The organism is Escherichia sp. TW09308, from assembly GCF_000208565.1.
Classification (GTDB): Bacteria; Pseudomonadota; Gammaproteobacteria; order Enterobacterales; family Enterobacteriaceae; genus Escherichia; species Escherichia marmotae.
In genome coordinates this window covers 638413-655402 of the sequence record NZ_AEME01000001.1, presented here as the reverse complement: position 1 = coordinate 655402, position 16990 = coordinate 638413, and the positions used below count along the sequence as shown (strand labels likewise).

The following is a 16990-nucleotide window of genomic DNA, read 5'->3' as shown; positions in this document are numbered from 1 at the left end:
ATACGACCAGCGCGGGACCATTCACTACACCAGAAGGACTCACTTTCAGGTATGGATCGTAGACGATTTATTAAAGGTTCAATGGCTATGGCCGCCGTGTGCGGGACTAGCGGCATTGCTTCTCTTTTTTCTCAGGCTGCGTTCGCAGCAGAATCGGACATTGCCGACGGGCAAACCCAGCGTTTTGACTTCTCTATTTTACAGTCAATGGCGCATGATTTAGCGCAAAAAACGTGGCGAGGCGCGCCGCGTCCGTTACCCGATACGCTGGCGACAATGACGCCTCAGGCCTATAACAGCATTCAATACGACGCCGAAAAATCGTTATGGCATAACGTTGAAAATCGCCAGCTTGACGCTCAGTTCTTCCATATGGGAATGGGATTCCGTCGCCGCGTGCGCATGTTCTCTGTCGATCCGGCAACTCATCTGGCGCGCGAAATTCACTTCCGCCCGGAGTTATTCAAATACAACGATGCGGGTGTCGATACCAAACAACTGGAAGGGCAAAGCGATCTCGGCTTTGCGGGGTTCCGAGTGTTTAAAGCGCCAGAACTGGCGCGCCGCGACGTAGTTTCTTTCCTCGGTGCCAGTTATTTCCGTGCTGTTGATGACACTTATCAATATGGTTTGTCGGCGCGTGGTCTTGCGATTGACACTTATACCGACAGCAAAGAAGAGTTCCCCGACTTTACCGCTTTCTGGTTCGATACGGTAAAACCGGGTGCAACCACCTTTACCGTTTATGCGTTGCTCGATAGTGCCAGCATTACCGGTGCCTATAAGTTCACCATCCATTGTGAGAAGAGCCAGGTGATTATGGATGTTGAGAATCACCTGTATGCGCGCAAAGACATTAAACAACTGGGCATTGCGCCGATGACCAGCATGTTCAGTTGTGGTACTAACGAACGTCGGATGTGTGACACCATCCATCCGCAAATCCATGACTCCGACCGTCTTTCCATGTGGCGGGGTAATGGTGAGTGGATCTGCCGTCCGCTGAATAACCCGCAAAAATTGCAGTTCAATGCCTATACCGACAACAACCCCAAAGGGTTTGGTTTATTGCAACTGGATCGCGACTTCTCCCATTATCAGGACATCATGGGCTGGTACAACAAACGCCCAAGTCTGTGGGTGGAGCCACGTAACCAGTGGGGGAAAGGCACTATCGGTTTGATGGAGATCCCGACAACAGGGGAAACGCTGGATAACATTGTCTGTTTCTGGCAACCGGAGAAAGCAATTAAAGCGGGCGACGAACTGGCGTTCCAGTATCGTCTGTACTGGAGTGCGCAACCTCCTGTTCATTGTCCATTAGCGCGAGTTATGGCGACGCGTACCGGCATGGGTGGTTTTCCGGAAGGCTGGGCACCAGGTGAACACTATCCGGAAAAATGGGCGCGTCGTTTCGCCGTCGATTTTGTCGGTGGTGATCTGAAAGCAGCAGCGCCGAAAGGGATTGAACCGGTCATCACGCTTTCCAGTGGTGAAGCGAAGCAAATCGAAATTCTCTACATTGAACCAATAGATGGTTATCGTATTCAGTTTGACTGGTATCCGACCTCGGACTCTACCGAACCGGTTGATATGCGGATGTATCTACGTTGTCAGGGCGATGCCATCAGTGAAACATGGCTGTATCAATATTTCCCACCAGCACTGGATAAACGTCAGTATGTTGACGATCGCGTGATGAATTAATCGTCTTTTCTTCGGCACCTTCTTCCGGAGGGTGCCGTCTGGTTAAACACGATCCTGCTCGCATTTTTCCTTACGCTAAATGAGTAATCTGATGGTGTGTATTTCAGATACACCTTGTCAGCCACTAACAGGGAGTGCGTATGTTTCCAGAATACCGAGATTTAATATCCCGTCTGAAAAACGAAAATCCTCGCTTTATGTCCTTGTTCGATAAACACAATAAACTTGATCATGAAATTGCCAGAAAGGAAGGTTCTGACGGTCGAGGGTACAATGCGGAAGTGGTTCGCATGAAAAAACAAAAGTTACAGTTAAAGGATGAGATGCTTAAAATCCTGCAGCAGGAAAGCGTCAAAGAGATGTAAACTTTCTAAGCCGCCAGCAGGGCGGCTTTTTAAACTGATGTAAGGATTATGACCGAGACGATTAAAGTGAGTGAATCACTTGAATTATGTGCCGTTGAAGAAAGACACGTCACACCGCTGTATCAATTAACCTGTAAAAACAAAACCTGGTTACAACAATCGTTAAACTGGCCGCAGTTTGTGCACAGCGAAGAGGACACGCGAAAAACGGTGCAGGGCAATATGATGTTGCATCAACGCGGCTATGCCAAAATGTTCATGATTTTCAAAGAAGATGAACTCGTCGGCGTTATCTCATTTAATCGTATAGAACCGCTGAATAAAACGGCGGAAATCGGCTACTGGCTGGACGAGTCCCATCAGGGACAGGGGATTATTTCTCAGGCGCTGCAGGCGTTTATTCATCATTATGCCCGGATCGGTGAGCTACGACGCTTCGTGATCAAATGTCGGGTGGACAATCCGCAAAGCAACAAGGTAGCCGTGCGTAATGGTTTTACACTGGAAGGTTGTCTGAAACAGGCTGAATTCCTTAACGATGCTTACGATGATGTGAATATATACGCGCGCATTATCGATTCACAATAATCCCGCCAGAGGCGTTCGTGTAATACGTTCCTCGCCGTTAATAACTTTTGGACCACGTACATGAATAGTGTCGCCATCAAAGGCTTCGACGACGGCGTGGTCGGTTATCTCCACATGGTTTTCAATCATTACCGCGCCTGTAATGCAACTGTCACCTTGTATGATAACGTGCTCGTCGAGCAGAATCGGACCACCACGCACAATGGCGTTACCACCAACCAGAACATGATGCTTTAACACACAATTACCTTCTACCGTGGCATGTTCCGCTACCTGGGAACTGTAGTGAAGGGTGGGAATGGCATCTTCTCCTGTCCCGGCAATCACACGTGCATGACCGTAGACTTTCGCACAGTCGCACAGCCAGACGTTGTTTTCTTCATTGCCTTCAATACGGGCAAAATCAAAAACTTCGGCGCGATGCTCAATAAATGCATACCGGACGACGGCATCGCCATAAATTTGCGCCTGATGGACAACTCGCGAGGTGCTAACCCTGGCGCGATCATAAATTTGCAGCAGAAGATGGTGGTCGGGCGTTAGCCCTTGCGTGGCGACGATCATTGAATGTTGATCGATACAGGCATGACCAAAAATTCTACACTGACCACATATTAATGAGTCTTTAATCGTGACGTTGTCACTTATATGTGCACCCTGGCTGATTTCACTATTATCGATCCAGGTGTTATCCGTTGCGTAGACCTCCCCCCGCAGCACGCAACTACCGGTGATACGCGTATTACCGGAAACAACCGTTCCGCCAAAAGCAATGGTATTCTGGTCGTAAATCCAGCAATTTCCCTCCTGTGCCAGCGCCGTTTCGCTATCGATCCAGCCGCCAGCGGTTCCCGTTATCACATCGTTAAAATCGGCTACGGCAATAATCTGCCGTAATAACACACTCTTTTTATCGCCATCTTCCTGATAACTAAAGGCTCGCTGTTCTTCACTGAGACGATATTTGCGCATAGCGTTTTCCCGCAGGTGACTTACTATAACCGTAGCAAATTCTGCGACTCTGGCTATGTTTGAGAAATTTCCATAAAATGCATTTCAAATATACTTTATAAATTAAACAAAATGAGTAAGAAGATACAGAGCGATAAAGTGCTCAATTTACCGGCTGGCTACTTTGGCATTGTGTTGGGAACGATAGGGATGGGGTTTGCCTGGCGCTATGCCAGCCAGGTTTGGCAGGTCAGTCACTGGTTAGGTGATGGTCTGGTGATCCTGGCGATGATCATTTGGGGATTACTGACCACGGCATTTATCACCCGGCTGGTGCGCTTTCCGCACAGTGTGCTGGCAGAAGTGCGCCATCCGGTGATGAGCAGTTTTGTTAGTTTGTTTCCGGCAACGACGATGCTGGTAGCAATTGGTTTCGTGCCGTGGTATCGCCCGTTGGCAGTGTGTCTGTTCAGCGTTGGCGTAGTGATTCAACTGGTTTACGCCGCCTGGCAAACTGCCGGATTATGGCGCGGTTCTCACCCTGAAGAAGCGACGACACCGGGGCTTTATTTGCCGACTGTTGCCAATAACTTTATCAGCGCAATGGCCTGTGGTGCGTTAGGTTACACTGATGCCGGTCTGGTTTTTTTAGGCGCTGGCGTCTTCTCCTGGTTGAGTCTTGAACCGGTGATCCTTCAACGGCTGCGTAGTTCGGGTGAGTTACCCACGGCGCTGCGGACATCGCTCGGTATTCAGCTTGCCCCTGCGCTGGTCGCTTGTAGCGCCTGGTTAAGCGTTAACGGTGGCGAGGGTGACACACTGGCGAAAATGCTTTTCGGTTATGGGCTGCTGCAACTACTGTTCATGTTGCGCCTGATGCCGTGGTATCTCTCGCAACCGTTTAATGCCTCATTCTGGAGTTTCTCGTTCGGCGTATCCGCGCTGGCAACTACCGGTTTGCATCTGGGTAGCGGCAGCGATAATGGTTTTTTCCATACGCTGGCGGTGCCGCTATTTATCTTTACCAATTTTATTATCGCATTACTGCTCATCCGTACTTTCGCGCTTCTGATGCAGGGGAAATTATTAATCAGAACTGAGCGCGCCGTTTTAATGAAATCCGAGGACAAAGAATGATCATTCGTGATGAAAACTACTTTACTGATAAATATGAATTAACCCGCACACATTCCGAAGTTCTGGAAGCCGTGAAAGTGGTTAAACCGGGTAAAACGCTGGATCTGGGCTGTGGCAATGGTCGTAATAGCCTTTACCTTGCAGCTAATGGTTTTGATGTTGACGCATGGGATAAAAATGCTATGAGCATTGCCAACGTTGAGCGCATTAAAACCATTGAAAATCTGGAAAATTTACGTACTCAGGTTGTCGATCTGAATAGCCTCACGTTTGATGGACAATACGATTTTATTCTTTCTACTGTGGTGCTGATGTTCCTGGAGGCGAAAACCATCCCAGGGCTGATTGCGAATATGCAGCGCTGCACAAAACCCGGCGGTTACAACCTGATTGTGGCGGCAATGGATACCGCTGATTTCCCATGTACTGTCGGCTTCCCATTTGCCTTCAAAGAGGGGGAGTTGCGTCGATATTACGAAGGCTGGGAGATGCTGAAATACAATGAAGACGTTGGTGAACTACACCGAACCGACGCCAACGGTAATCGTATTAAACTACGTTTTGCTACTATGTTGGCGCGCAAAAAATAATCAGAAAAGGACAATGCGTATGGAAATGCTTCGCGTAGAGATGATTAACGGCTGTTCTTTTCGGTAGGCATGTTTTTTACAATATGGTGTGAAATAAATCACAAGAAGCGAAGTTTTTTATTAGCTTAACATCCTGAAGATTAACAACTGATGATTGACTCAGCCCCCTTTTCGTCATTGACTATATTGTCAGAAAAGGGGCTGGAAAATTTATTTTCAACAACACTTTTTTTGCCACAACACGAAGCGGCGCTTTTTGCTATAACTTAAAAAGTAATATAATTATCTCAGGAAATTATTCATGCGTACCACATCGATTGCGAAAGTTGCGGCTTTATGCGGTTTGTTGGCTCTGTCTGGTTGTGCCTCTAAAATCACCCAGCCGGATAAATATTCTGGTTTTTTAAACAATTACTCCAACCTTCAAGAAACAACGTCAGCAACGGGCAAACCGGTATTGCGCTGGGTTGATCCAAATTTTGATCAAAGCAAATATGACAGCATTGTCTGGAATCCGATCACCTATTACCCAGTGCCAAAAGCCTCTACCCAGGTAGGGCAGAAAGTTCTGGATAAAATTTTGAGCTATACCAACACCGAAATGAAAGAAGCGATTGCGCAGCGTAAACCACTGGTGACTACCGCTGGCCCACGTAGTCTGATTTTCCGTGGTGCTATTACCGGTGTTGATACCAGCAAAGAAGGGTTACAGTTCTATGAAGTTGTTCCTGTCGCATTAGTTGTTGCGGGGACGCAAATGGCGACGGGCCATCGTACCATGGATACCCGCTTGTACTTTGAAGGTGAGCTGATTGACGCGGCTACCAACAAACCGGTGATTAAAGTAGTTCGCCAGGGCGAAGGTAAAGACCTGAATAACGAAAGTACACCAATGGCTTTCGAAAACATTAAGCAAGTTATTGATGACATGGCGACTGATGCCACCATGTTTGACGTTAACAAAAAGTAATACCAGTCGCGCCATCGTAAGATGGCGCTTCTTATTATCGGTTTCTACCAGCCATTAAATTCAACATCACGTAACAGACGCCACCGGCAATTAATCCCCAAAACGCTGAACCAATCCCAACCAATGTCAGTCCGCTCGCTGTTACCAGAAATGCTACCACAGCAGCGTCGCGCTCACGTTCATTATGCAACGCCTGATACAAACTGCCGCCAATGGTACTTAACAGCGCCAGACCCGCCAGCATCTGGATCCAACTTACGGGCAGGGTAGCCATCATGCCCGTAATGGCACTGCCAAATAAACCCGCCAGTAAATAAAAGACGCCAGCCGCGGCGGCGGCCAGCCAACGGTGATCTTTGTCCGGGTGCGCTTCCGGGCTTTGGCAAATAGCAGCAGTAATTGCCGCAATCCCTACGGAATAAACGCCAAACGGAGAAAATAGAAGTGCCAGTAGTCCAGTAAAGACAATCAGCGGCGAAACGGGAACCGAATATCCAGCCGCTTTCATCGCTGCAATCCCCGGCGCGTTTTGCGACGCCATCGTCACCAGAAAAAGTGGTAGCGCAACACTTAAACTGTGAGAAAACGAAAATTCTGGATCGATATAAGCAGGAAGAACGGGTTTAAAAACAACATTTTTTGTGACAACGTCACCTTGCAGTATTACCACCAAAATTCCGACAACCATAGCCGCGATTACGGCATAACGTGGCGCAAAAGCCTTCGTCGCCAGCCAGACCAGCAACATACTTCCGCACAACGTAAACTGACCATCCAGGCTGGCAAACGCCTGTAAACCAAAGCGTAATAAAATCCCGGCCAGCATCGCTGCTGCAAGAGAATGCGAAATAATGCGCATCAGGCGGGCAAATAATCCCGTCACACCACAGAGGACAATCAACGCGTTCGTGACCATAAAAACGCCGATGGCTTCGTTAAGCGTGAGTCCCTGCAATCCTGTTACTAACAAAGCCGCGCCAGGCGTTGACCATGCGGTCAGAACCGGCACGCGATACCACAATGTCAGGGCAAGAGTACTGAACCCCATTGCCAGTCCCAGTGCCGTCATCCAACCGGAGATTTGCGCAGTGGTGGCACCCGCGACAATCGCTGCCTGCCATATTATTGCCGCCGAACTGGCGTAGCCGATCAATACCGCCAGAAATCCCGCCAGTAATGTAGGTGGAGGAACAGAAAACAGACGCATAATCACCTCGTGCGTTATAGCGGACAGGCACCGTAGCATTTGTCCGTTATAACGCACAAGTGATAAACTCCTGTTTTGCAGGAGGAGTCGCATGGAAAATCTCGCTCACTATTTATCCGCCACGCTTAAATATCTTCGTCAGCAACGAGGCTGGAGTCTTTCTCGACTGGCAGAAGTTACGGGCGTTTCTAAAGCGATGTTAGGGCAGATTGAACGTAATGAATCCAGCCCGACGGTCGCGACATTATGGAAAATCGCCACCGGAATGAACGTGCCGTTTTCGACGTTTATTTCGCCGCCGCAGAACGCTATACCATCAGTTTATGATCCACAACAGCAGGCGATGGTGATCACCTCGTTGTTTCCTTATGATCCACAACTCTGCTTTGAACACTTTTCGATCCTGATGGCTCCTGGCGCAATAAGTGAATCGACGCCACACGAAAAGGGGGTGATTGAACATGTCGTCGTCATCGAAGGGCAGCTTGAACTGTGCGTTGATGGCGCGTGGCATAGTCTTAATCGTGGAGAAGGCATCCGTTTTGCCGCCGATGTCGCTCATGCCTATTGCAACCGTGACGAGCAAAGCGTGCATTTTCATTCCCTCATTCATTACCCACGTAGTTAAACAGGAAAACTATTTCGCAACGTCACGCTTGTGGCTAAAATAGCCGCCATTTTTCAGCTACTGGATAAGAAAGTGACCGTATCTTCTCATCGCCTTGAACTGTTAAGCCCGGCACGCGATGCCGCCATTGCCCGCGAAGCTATTTTGCACGGTGCCGATGCTGTTTACATCGGTGGCCCTGGTTTTGGTGCCCGTCATAACGCCAGTAATAGCCTGAAAGATATTGCCGAACTGGTGCCATTTGCTCATCGTTATGGCGCAAAAATTTTCGTCACCCTTAATACCATTTTGCATGACGAAGAACTGGAACCGGCGCAGCGGTTGATTACCGATCTTTATCAGACCGGCGTTGATGCACTGATTGTGCAGGATATGGGGATTCTGGAACTTGATATTCCACCGATTGAACTGCACGCCAGCACGCAGTGTGATATTCGCACGGTGGAAAAAGCGAAGTTCCTCTCTGACGTTGGCTTTACGCAGATCGTGTTGGCGCGTGAGCTTAACCTGGAACAGATCCGCGCGATTCATCAGGCCACAGACGCGACCATTGAGTTCTTTATTCATGGTGCACTGTGCGTGGCATATTCCGGTCAGTGCTACATTTCTCATGCACAAACGGGGCGTAGCGCCAACCGTGGCGATTGCTCACAGGCGTGCCGTTTACCATACACGTTGAAAGACGATCAGGGGCGGGTGGTTTCCTATGAAAAACATCTGCTGTCGATGAAAGATAATGATCAGACTGCCAATCTTGGCGCTCTGATTGATGCTGGTGTGCGCTCCTTCAAGATTGAAGGGCGTTACAAAGATATGAGCTACGTGAAGAATATCACCGCGCATTATCGCCAGAGGCTGGATGCCATTATTGAAGAACGTGGCGATCTGGCACGTGCTTCATCTGGTCGTACCGAGCACTTTTTTGTACCTTCGACGGAAAAAACCTTCCATCGTGGCAGTACAGACTACTTTGTTAACGCGCGTAAAGGCGACATTGGCGCGTTCGATTCCCCGAAATTTATTGGCCTGCCAGTGGGTGAAGTATTGAACGTTGCTAAAGATCATCTCGATGTTGAGGTCACCGAACCGCTGGCTAACGGCGATGGTCTGAACGTAATGATTAAACGTGAAGTCGTCGGCTTCCGTGCCAACACGGTAGAGAAAACGGGGAAAAACCAGTACCGCGTCTGGCCAAATGAGATGCCAGCAGAGCTGCATAAAATTCGTCCGCATCATCCGCTTAACCGTAACCTTGACCATAACTGGCAACAGGCACTGACCAAAACCTCCAGTGAGCGCCGGGTCGCTGTAGATATTGAATTTGGCGGCTGGCAGGAACAACTCATTCTGACGTTAACCAGCGAAGAGGGCGTCAGCATCACTCATACCCTGGATGGGCAATTCGACGAAGCGAATAACGCCGAAAAAGCACTCACCAATCTGAAAGAGGGATTGTCGAAGCTGGGGCAGACTATCTATTACGCTCGTGATGTACAAATTAACTTGCCGGGGGCGCTGTTTGTGCCAAACAGCCTGTTAAATCAGTTCCGTCGTGAAGCCGCCGAAATGCTGGATGCCGCGCGTCTTGCCAGTTACCAGCGCGGCAGTCGTAAACCGGTTGCTGATCCTGCGCCGGTTTATCCGCAAACGCATCTGAGTTTCCTCGCGAATGTTTACAACCAGAAAGCGCGTGAATTTTATCATCGCTATGGTGTGCAACTGATTGATGCGGCGTATGAGGCACATGAAGAGAAGGGCGAGGTTCCGGTGATGATCACCAAGCATTGTCTGCGCTTTGCTTTCAATCTGTGTCCGAAGCAGGCGAAAGGCAATATCAAAAGCTGGAAGGCAACACCAATGCAACTGGTTAACGGCGATGAAGTGTTAACGCTGAAGTTTGATTGCCGTCCATGTGAGATGCACGTCATCGGCAAAATCAAAAATCACATTCTGAAAATGCCGTTACCGGGAAGCGTTGTTGCATCCGTAAGCCCGGATGATCTGCTGAAAACATTGCCGAAGCGGAAAGGATAAACCGCAAGTTTTCAGGGTTATTCACAGCTCATTGAATCTGCATGATATTGTTGGCCGGATAAGGCGTTCACGCCGCATCCGGCAACAAACGACTCAACTCTGACCCGCTTCTGGTTTACGTGATTTTTGCCAGTAAAAATGCTCGCGTAAGCCTTCTGCCGATTCTTCCGCAACGGCGCGCAATTCATCGCTGTCCGCTTCATGGCGCAGTTGATGATCCACATTTTTCACCCATAAAAACTCATGTCCTTTGTGTCCTGCCATTAGTTGCCCGGAGAACAGCGCGCAGGTTAATAAGACTACCGATAACGCCTTCGTAAACATCCCGCCACCTTTTTCTTACCTTTTGCCGCTATGATGCCGACAGTTTCTTGAGGTTATTATTCTGTTTTGCAAATTAGCGCAAAGAAATTCTGGAATCTGCCTTCCTGATTTTGCATTGCATTCTGCCGTTGCGGCGATTAAGTGCTATTTTCGAGCAAATTACACACGGAGGTAAACACTAATGTTTACTTTGTTGATATACTCAGCGGCAGGGAGGCGATGTGAAACAAAGCGAGTTCAGACGTTGGCTCGAATCTCAGGGCGTCGATGTAGCGAATGGCAGCAACCATTTAAAACTCAGGTTTCACGGGAGGCGCAGTGTCATGCCGCGTCACCCCAGCGAAGAGATTAAAGAACCATTGCGTAAAGCAATTCTGAAACAACTCGGTTTGAGTTAATCGCCAATTAAAAAGGTTAATGACATGCGAGAGACAGTCGAAATTATGCGTTATCCCGTCACTCTTACACCCGCGCCGGAAGGCGGTTATATGGTTTCTTTTGTGGATATCCCCGAAGCGTTGACGCAGGGAGAAACGGTCGCTGAAGCGATGGAAGCAGCAAAAGATGCCTTACTGACCGCATTTGATTTTTATTTTGAAGATAACGAACTCATCCCGTTACCTTCGCCATTGAATAACAACGATCACTTTATTGAAGTACCTTTAAGTGTTGCTTCTAAGGTATTGCTGCTAAATGCTTTTTTACAGTCAGAAATCACTCAGCAAGAGTTAGCCAGACGAATTGGCAAACCTAAACAGGAGATTACTCGCCTATTTAATTTGCACCATGCGACAAAAATCGACGCCGTCCAGCTCGCGGCTAAGGCGCTTGGCAAAGAGTTATCGCTGGTGATGGTTTAATTACAGTTAACACAAAGTTGTCATTTTTAACAACTGATATAGACTGCCGGATCACCTGCACACTATAACGATTCAAAAATGAAAAAATACCAGCAACTGGCGGAACAATTACGCGAGCAAATTGCGTCAGGCATCTGGCAGCCTGGCGATCGTCTGCCTTCGTTACGTGAACAGGTGGCGCTTTCTGGCGTGAGCTTTATGACCGTCAGCCATGCCTACCAGTTGCTCGAAAGTCAGGGACATATTATTGCGCGGCCGCAGTCGGGTTATTACGTTGCGCCACAGACGATAAAAATGCAGAAAGCGCCAGTCATTCCGGTCACACGTGATGAAGCTGTCGATATTAATACCTATATTTTTGACATGTTGCAGGCCAGTCGCGATCCGTCGGTAGTGCCGTTTGCCTCAGCCTTTCCCGATCCGCGGCTTTTCCCACTGCAACAATTGAACCGCTCGCTGGCGCAAGTAAGCAAAACCGCCACGGCAATGAGTGTGATCGAAAACCTACCGCCAGGGAATGCCGAGCTTCGCCAGGCTATTGCTCGCCGCTATGCCTTACAGGGTATCACCATTTCGCCTGATGAAATCGTCATTACCGCCGGTGCATTAGAGGCATTAAATCTCGGTTTGCAAGCAGTCACAGAACCGGGCGATTGGGTGATAGTAGAGAATCCTTGTTTCTACGGCGCGTTGCAGGCGCTGGAACGATTACGGCTGAAAGCGTTATCGGTGGCGACGGATGTTAACGAAGGGATCGACCTTCAGACGCTGGAACTGGCGTTACAGGAGTATCCGGTGAAAGCGTGTTGGTTAATGACTAACAGCCAGAATCCGCTCGGTTTTACCTTAACGCCGCAGAAAAAAGCGCGGTTGGTAGAGTTGCTCAACCAGTACAACGTGATGCTGATTGAAGATGATGTCTACAGCGAGTTGTACTTTGGGCGGGAAAAACCGCTGCCTGCAAAAGCCTGGGATCAATATGATCGTGTGCTGCATTGCTCATCATTCTCTAAATGCCTGGTGCCAGGTTTTCGTATCGGCTGGGTCGCCGCAGGAAAACATGCGCGTAAAATCCAACGCTTGCAATTGATGAGTACGCTTTCCACCAGCTCACCGATGCAACTTGCGCTGGTGGATTACCTTTCGACACGCCGCTACGATGCCCATCTGCGTCGTCTACGTCGACAGCTTGCGGAACGCAAACAACGCGCCTGGCAGGCGCTGCTGCGTTATCTGCCTGTGGAAGTCAAAATACACCATAACGACAGTGGTTATTTTCTCTGGCTGGAACTTCCCGAACCGTTAGATGCGGGAGAATTAAGTGTTCAGGCACTGGCACATCACATCAGTATTGCGCCTGGTAAAATGTTTTCTACTGGCGAAAACTGGTCACGTTTTTTTCGTTTTAATACTGCATGGCAGTGGGGAGAACGCGAAGAACAAGCGGTAAAACAATTAGGCAAACTTATTCAAGAGCAGTTGAAATAGATTCCAATTTAATTTCCCTCCGGTTGAGCAATAGGAAATTCGAATAGCTCCAGTATTCCTTAACCCCTTGTCTATACTCCAGAAGATAGCCTCTAAAATTGCGTAATGCGCGTTAGCTCACAACCTGACTAAATATTTTCAGGGGCGAAGGTACGCCTGCAATGCGCCGTCTATGGTTAAACAGGGAGATATTTTTACGGCACGGCTGCTGACAATAATGACAACAGGAGTAAGACCTATGAGCAAGACATTTGCCCGCAGCAGCCTGTGTGCGCTAACCATGACTTTAATGACCGCCCACGCCGCCGAACCCCTCACTAATTTAGATAAACCGGAAGGACGACTGGATATTATCGCCTGGCCGGGATACATCGAACGTGGACAAACCGATAAACAATACGACTGGGTTACGCAATTCGAAAAAGAAACAGGTTGCGCGGTAAATGTGAAAACCGCCGCCACTTCCGATGAAATGGTCAGCCTGATGACCAAAGGCGGTTACGATCTGGTCACGGCGTCCGGTGATGCTTCACTGCGTTTGATTATGGGTAAACGTGTGCAGCCGATTAATACCGCACTGATCCCCAACTGGAAAACACTCGACCCACGCGTAGTAAAGGGCGACTGGTTTAACGTTGGCGGCAAAGTTTATGGCACGCCGTATCAGTGGGGGCCGAACCTGCTGATGTACAACACCAAAACCTTTCCGACGCCACCGGATAGCTGGCAGGTTGTCTTTGTGGAACAGGAACTGCCGGACGGTAAGAGTAATAAAGGCCGCGTACAGGCTTATGACGGCCCTATCTATATTGCCGATGCCGCGCTGTTCGTCAAAGCGACTCAGCCGCAGTTGGGCATCAGCGATCCGTACCAACTGACCGAAGATCAATATCAGGCGGTGCTGAAAGTACTTCGCGATCAACATGGTTTGATCCATCGCTACTGGCATGACACCTCTGTACAAATGAGCGATTTCAAAAATGAAGGCGTGGTAGCTTCCAGCGCATGGCCATATCAGGCCAACGCATTGAAAGGCGAAGGACAACCGATCGCCACCGTCTTCCCTAAAGAGGGCGTCACCGGCTGGGCTGATACCACTATGCTGCATAGCGAAGCAAAACATCCGGTTTGTGCCTACAAATGGATGAACTGGTCATTAACACCAAAAGTGCAGGGTGATGTGGCAGCCTGGTTTGGCTCACTGCCTGTGGTGCCGGAAGGCTGTAAAGCCAGTCCGTTGCTGGGCGATAAAGGCTGTGAAACTAATGGATTTAACTATTTCGACAAAATCGCCTTCTGGAAAACGCCCATCGCAGAAGGGGGAAAATTTGTCCCATATAGCCGCTGGACGCAGGATTACATTGCCATTATGGGCGGCCGCTAACTTCGCTGGGGTGTTTTATGACGTACGCAGTGGAGTTTGACAACGTTTCTCGGTTGTACGGTGACGTGCGCGCGGTAGATGGCGTCAGTATTGCGATAAAAGATGGTGAGTTCTTTTCAATGCTGGGGCCGTCCGGCTCCGGCAAAACCACCTGTCTGCGACTAATCGCTGGATTCGAACAGCTTTCTGGCGGGGCAATTACTATTTTTGGTAAACCCGCCAGCAATCTGCCACCGTGGGAGCGGGATGTTAATACCGTTTTCCAGGACTACGCGCTGTTTCCCCATATGTCGATTCTCGATAACGTGGCCTACGGGCTGATGGTCAAAGGCGTTGAGAAAAAACAGCGTTACATCATGGCGCAAGAGGCGCTGGAAAAAGTGGCGCTTGGTTTCGTGCTGCAACGTAAGCCGTCACAGCTTTCCGGTGGTCAACGCCAGAGGGTCGCTATCGCCAGAGCGTTAGTGAACGAACCGCGCGTGTTGCTACTGGATGAGCCGCTCGGCGCACTGGATCTTAAGCTGCGCGAGCAGATGCAACTGGAGCTGAAAAAGCTGCAACAATCCCTCGGAATCACTTTTATCTTTGTCACCCACGATCAGGGCGAAGCATTATCGATGTCCGATCGCGTGGCGGTTTTCAATAATGGACGTATTGAGCAGGTTGATTCACCGCGCGATCTCTATATGCGTCCGCGTACGCCATTTGTCGCGGGATTTGTCGGGACATCCAACGTTTTTGAGCCGCTGATTGCGGAGAAACTTTGCGGCATGATGGGGAGCTTCGCATTGCGCCCGGAACATATCCGCCTCAATACACCTGGCGAAGTGCAGGCCAATGGCACGATCCAGGCGGTGCAATATCAGGGGGCGACGACTCGTTTTGAACTGAAACTTAGCGGCGGTGAAAAACTGCTGGTCAGTCTGGGCAACATGACGGGCGAAGAACTACCCGCCACGCTCACGCCTGGTCAACAGGTGATGGTTTCCTGGTCCCGCGATGTGATGGTGCCTCTGGTTGAGGAGAGGTGAATGGCGATGAACGTATTGCAGTCACCTGCGCGCCCCGGCATGGGGAAGATGTCGGTTTTTTTCTGGCGTAAACCGGGGCTTGGGTTGTTTTTACTGCTGCTTGGCCCGTTGATGTGGTTTGGCATCGTCTATTTCGGCTCGCTGCTGACACTGTTATGGCAGGGGTTTTATACCTTTGATGATTTCACTATGTCGGTAACGCCGGAACTGACGCTGGCGAATATACGCGCACTGTTTAACCCGGCTAATTACGACATCATCATCCGCACACTGACGATGGCAGTGGCGGTGACCATCGCCAGCGCTATTCTGGCCTTTCCGATGGCGTGGTACATGGCGCGCTACACCAGCGGCAAAATGAAAGCGTTTTTTTATATTGCGGTGATGTTACCGATGTGGGCGAGCTACATTGTTAAAGCCTATGCCTGGACGTTATTGCTGGCGAAAGATGGCGTAGCGCAGTGGTTTTTGCAACATCTGGGGCTGGAGCCACTGCTGACGGCGTTCCTGACACTTCCGGCTGTGGGCGGCAATACACTGTCTACTTCCGGGCTGGGGCGTTTTCTGGTGTTTCTTTATATCTGGCTGCCGTTCATGATCCTGCCTGTGCAGGCAGCGCTGGAGCGTTTACCCCCGTCACTGCTGCAGGCATCGGCAGATCTCGGCGCGCGCCCACGGCAAACTTTCCGCTATGTGGTGTTACCGCTGGCGATCCCGGGTATTGCCGCAGGTTCTATCTTTACCTTCTCGCTAACGCTGGGCGACTTTATCGTTCCGCAATTGGTGGGGCCGCCGGGGTATTTTATCGGCAACATGGTCTACTCCCAGCAAGGGGCGATTGGCAATATGCCGATGGCTGCAGCTTTCACTCTGGTGCCGATTGTTCTTATCGCACTGTATCTGGCGTTCGTGAAACGCATGGGGGCGTTCGATGCACTCTGAACGCGCACCGTTGTTCCTCAAACTGGCGGCCTGGGGCGGCGTGCTTTTTCTCCATTTTCCCATCTTGATTATCGCCGCCTATGCGTTTAACACCGAGGAAGCCGCATTTAGTTTTCCACCACAAGGCTTGACGCTGCGCTGGTTCAGCATAGCAGCACAGCGTAGCGATATTCTTGATGCCGTGACACTGTCACTTAAAGTGGCGACGCTGGCGACATTCATCGCGCTGGTGTTAGGAACACTGGCGGCCGCGGCGCTCTGGCGGCGTGACTTTTTCGGCAAAAGCGCCATTTCACTGTTACTGCTGTTACCCATTGCATTGCCTGGCATTGTCACTGGTCTCGCACTATTAACGGCCTTTAAAACGATCAATCTGGAGCCAGGCTTTTTCACTATCGTGGTTGGTCATGCGACTTTTTGCGTGGTGGTCGTCTTCAACAATGTCATCGCCCGTTTTCGCCGTACCTCGTGGAGTCTGGTGGAAGCGTCAATGGATCTTGGAGCCAATGGCTGGCAAACCTTCCGCTACGTGGTGTTGCCGAATCTCAGTTCGGCGTTACTGGCGGGGGGAATGCTGGCGTTTGCCTTGTCGTTCGATGAAATCATCGTGACGACTTTTACCGCGGGTCACGAACGGACGTTACCACTGTGGTTGCTCAATCAGCTTGGGCGACCGCGTGATGTACCGGTAACCAACGTTGTGGCACTGCTGGTTATGTTGGTAACAACCTTGCCGATCCTGGGGGCCTGGTGGCTAACCCGTGAAGGCGACAAGGGTCAATAA

18 protein-coding genes are annotated in these 16990 nt (G+C 49.8%); 15 read left to right on the top strand and 3 right to left on the bottom strand.

The window, feature by feature from the left end:
* Positions 1–51: 51 nt before the first annotated feature.
* From opgD to rimL, 3 genes are all read left to right on the top strand, one after another.
* Positions 52–1707, top strand: a complete 1656-nt coding sequence (gene opgD, locus ESM_RS0103355) for a glucan biosynthesis protein OpgD (RefSeq protein WP_000375979.1) — start codon at positions 52–54, stop codon at positions 1705–1707.
* A 140-nt stretch (positions 1708–1847) separates the two neighbouring features.
* Entirely contained in the window at positions 1848–2072 is a 225-nt protein-coding gene (locus ESM_RS0103350; RefSeq protein ID WP_001516426.1) for a YdcH family protein, read from the top strand.
* Positions 2073–2120: 48 nt separating this feature from the next.
* Positions 2121–2660 (top strand): 50S ribosomal protein L7/L12-serine acetyltransferase, encoded by a 540-nt coding sequence (gene rimL / locus ESM_RS0103345; RefSeq protein ID WP_000140871.1) that lies wholly within the window; start codon positions 2121–2123, stop codon positions 2658–2660.
* Here rimL and ydcK read toward each other — a convergent pair.
* A complete protein-coding gene (gene ydcK, locus ESM_RS0103340) occupies positions 2652–3632 on the bottom strand; it encodes a YdcK family protein (RefSeq protein ID WP_001234026.1) in 981 nt (326 codons plus the stop codon). The two genes, rimL and ydcK, sit on opposite strands and share 9 nt — an antisense overlap.
* A gap of 123 nt (positions 3633–3755) precedes the next feature.
* Between ydcK and tehA the strand changes: the two genes are divergently transcribed.
* From tehA to ESM_RS0103325, 3 genes are all read left to right on the top strand, one after another.
* Positions 3756–4748 (top strand): dicarboxylate transporter/tellurite-resistance protein TehA, encoded by a 993-nt coding sequence (gene tehA, locus ESM_RS0103335; RefSeq protein WP_024191883.1) that lies wholly within the window; start codon positions 3756–3758, stop codon positions 4746–4748.
* A complete protein-coding gene (tehB, locus tag ESM_RS0103330; protein WP_000586710.1) occupies positions 4745–5338 on the top strand; it encodes a tellurite resistance methyltransferase TehB in 594 nt (197 codons plus the stop codon). The genes tehA and tehB overlap by 4 nt, the downstream gene beginning before the upstream one ends.
* Positions 5339–5639: 301 nt before the next feature.
* Positions 5640–6308 carry a DUF3313 domain-containing protein gene (locus ESM_RS0103325; RefSeq protein ID WP_001261035.1) on the top strand — a complete coding sequence of 223 codons (669 nt, stop codon included), beginning with the start codon at positions 5640–5642 and terminating at the stop codon, positions 6306–6308.
* 34 nt (positions 6309–6342) lie between these two features.
* Here the strand turns inward: ESM_RS0103325 and ESM_RS0103320 are convergent, their stop codons facing one another.
* A complete protein-coding gene (locus tag ESM_RS0103320) occupies positions 6343–7554 on the bottom strand; it encodes a benzoate/H(+) symporter BenE family transporter (protein ID WP_071985626.1) in 1212 nt (403 codons plus the stop codon).
* A gap of 52 nt (positions 7555–7606) precedes the next feature.
* Here ESM_RS0103320 and ESM_RS0103315 point away from each other — a divergent pair, with 52 nt between their 5' ends.
* Entirely contained in the window at positions 7607–8143 is a 537-nt protein-coding gene (locus tag ESM_RS0103315; protein WP_000429073.1) for a helix-turn-helix domain-containing protein, read from the top strand.
* Positions 8144–8215: 72 nt separating this feature from the next.
* Entirely contained in the window at positions 8216–10177 is a 1962-nt protein-coding gene (rlhA, locus tag ESM_RS0103310) for a 23S rRNA 5-hydroxycytidine C2501 synthase (RefSeq protein WP_010376311.1), read from the top strand.
* A gap of 93 nt (positions 10178–10270) precedes the next feature.
* On the opposite strand, the gene ESM_RS01000000123955 is transcribed toward rlhA, so the two are convergent.
* Positions 10271–10501: a DUF2554 family protein gene (locus tag ESM_RS01000000123955; protein WP_000494240.1), complete on the bottom strand. Its 231-nt coding sequence runs from the start codon at positions 10499–10501 to the stop codon at positions 10271–10273.
* Between the two features lie 221 nt (positions 10502–10722).
* Between ESM_RS01000000123955 and hicA the strand changes: the two genes are divergently transcribed.
* From hicA to ESM_RS0103270, 7 genes are all read left to right on the top strand, one after another.
* Positions 10723–10899, top strand: coding sequence for a type II toxin-antitoxin system mRNA interferase toxin HicA (gene hicA, locus ESM_RS0103300; protein ID WP_000813795.1), 177 nt, complete (start codon positions 10723–10725; stop codon positions 10897–10899).
* Between the two features lie 45 nt (positions 10900–10944).
* Positions 10945–11361, top strand: a complete 417-nt coding sequence (gene hicB, locus ESM_RS0103295) for a type II toxin-antitoxin system antitoxin HicB (RefSeq protein WP_077627724.1) — start codon at positions 10945–10947, stop codon at positions 11359–11361.
* A 78-nt stretch (positions 11362–11439) separates the two neighbouring features.
* Positions 11440–12849 (top strand): aminotransferase-like domain-containing protein, encoded by a 1410-nt coding sequence (locus ESM_RS0103290; RefSeq protein WP_000760662.1) that lies wholly within the window; start codon positions 11440–11442, stop codon positions 12847–12849.
* 238 nt (positions 12850–13087) lie between these two features.
* Positions 13088–14233, top strand: coding sequence for a putative ABC transporter substrate-binding protein YdcS (ydcS, locus tag ESM_RS0103285; protein ID WP_000047463.1), 1146 nt, complete (start codon positions 13088–13090; stop codon positions 14231–14233).
* Between the two features lie 17 nt (positions 14234–14250).
* The gene (locus ESM_RS0103280; protein WP_000220424.1) at positions 14251–15264 is read left to right on the top strand and encodes an ABC transporter ATP-binding protein; all 1014 of its coding nucleotides are present in this window, start codon (positions 14251–14253) and stop codon (positions 15262–15264) included.
* Positions 15265–16206 carry an ABC transporter permease gene (locus ESM_RS0103275; protein WP_001251301.1) on the top strand — a complete coding sequence of 314 codons (942 nt, stop codon included), beginning with the start codon at positions 15265–15267 and terminating at the stop codon, positions 16204–16206.
* Positions 16196–16990, top strand: coding sequence for an ABC transporter permease (locus ESM_RS0103270; protein ID WP_000555487.1), 795 nt, complete (start codon positions 16196–16198; stop codon positions 16988–16990). Before ESM_RS0103275 ends, ESM_RS0103270 begins: the two co-directional genes overlap by 11 nt.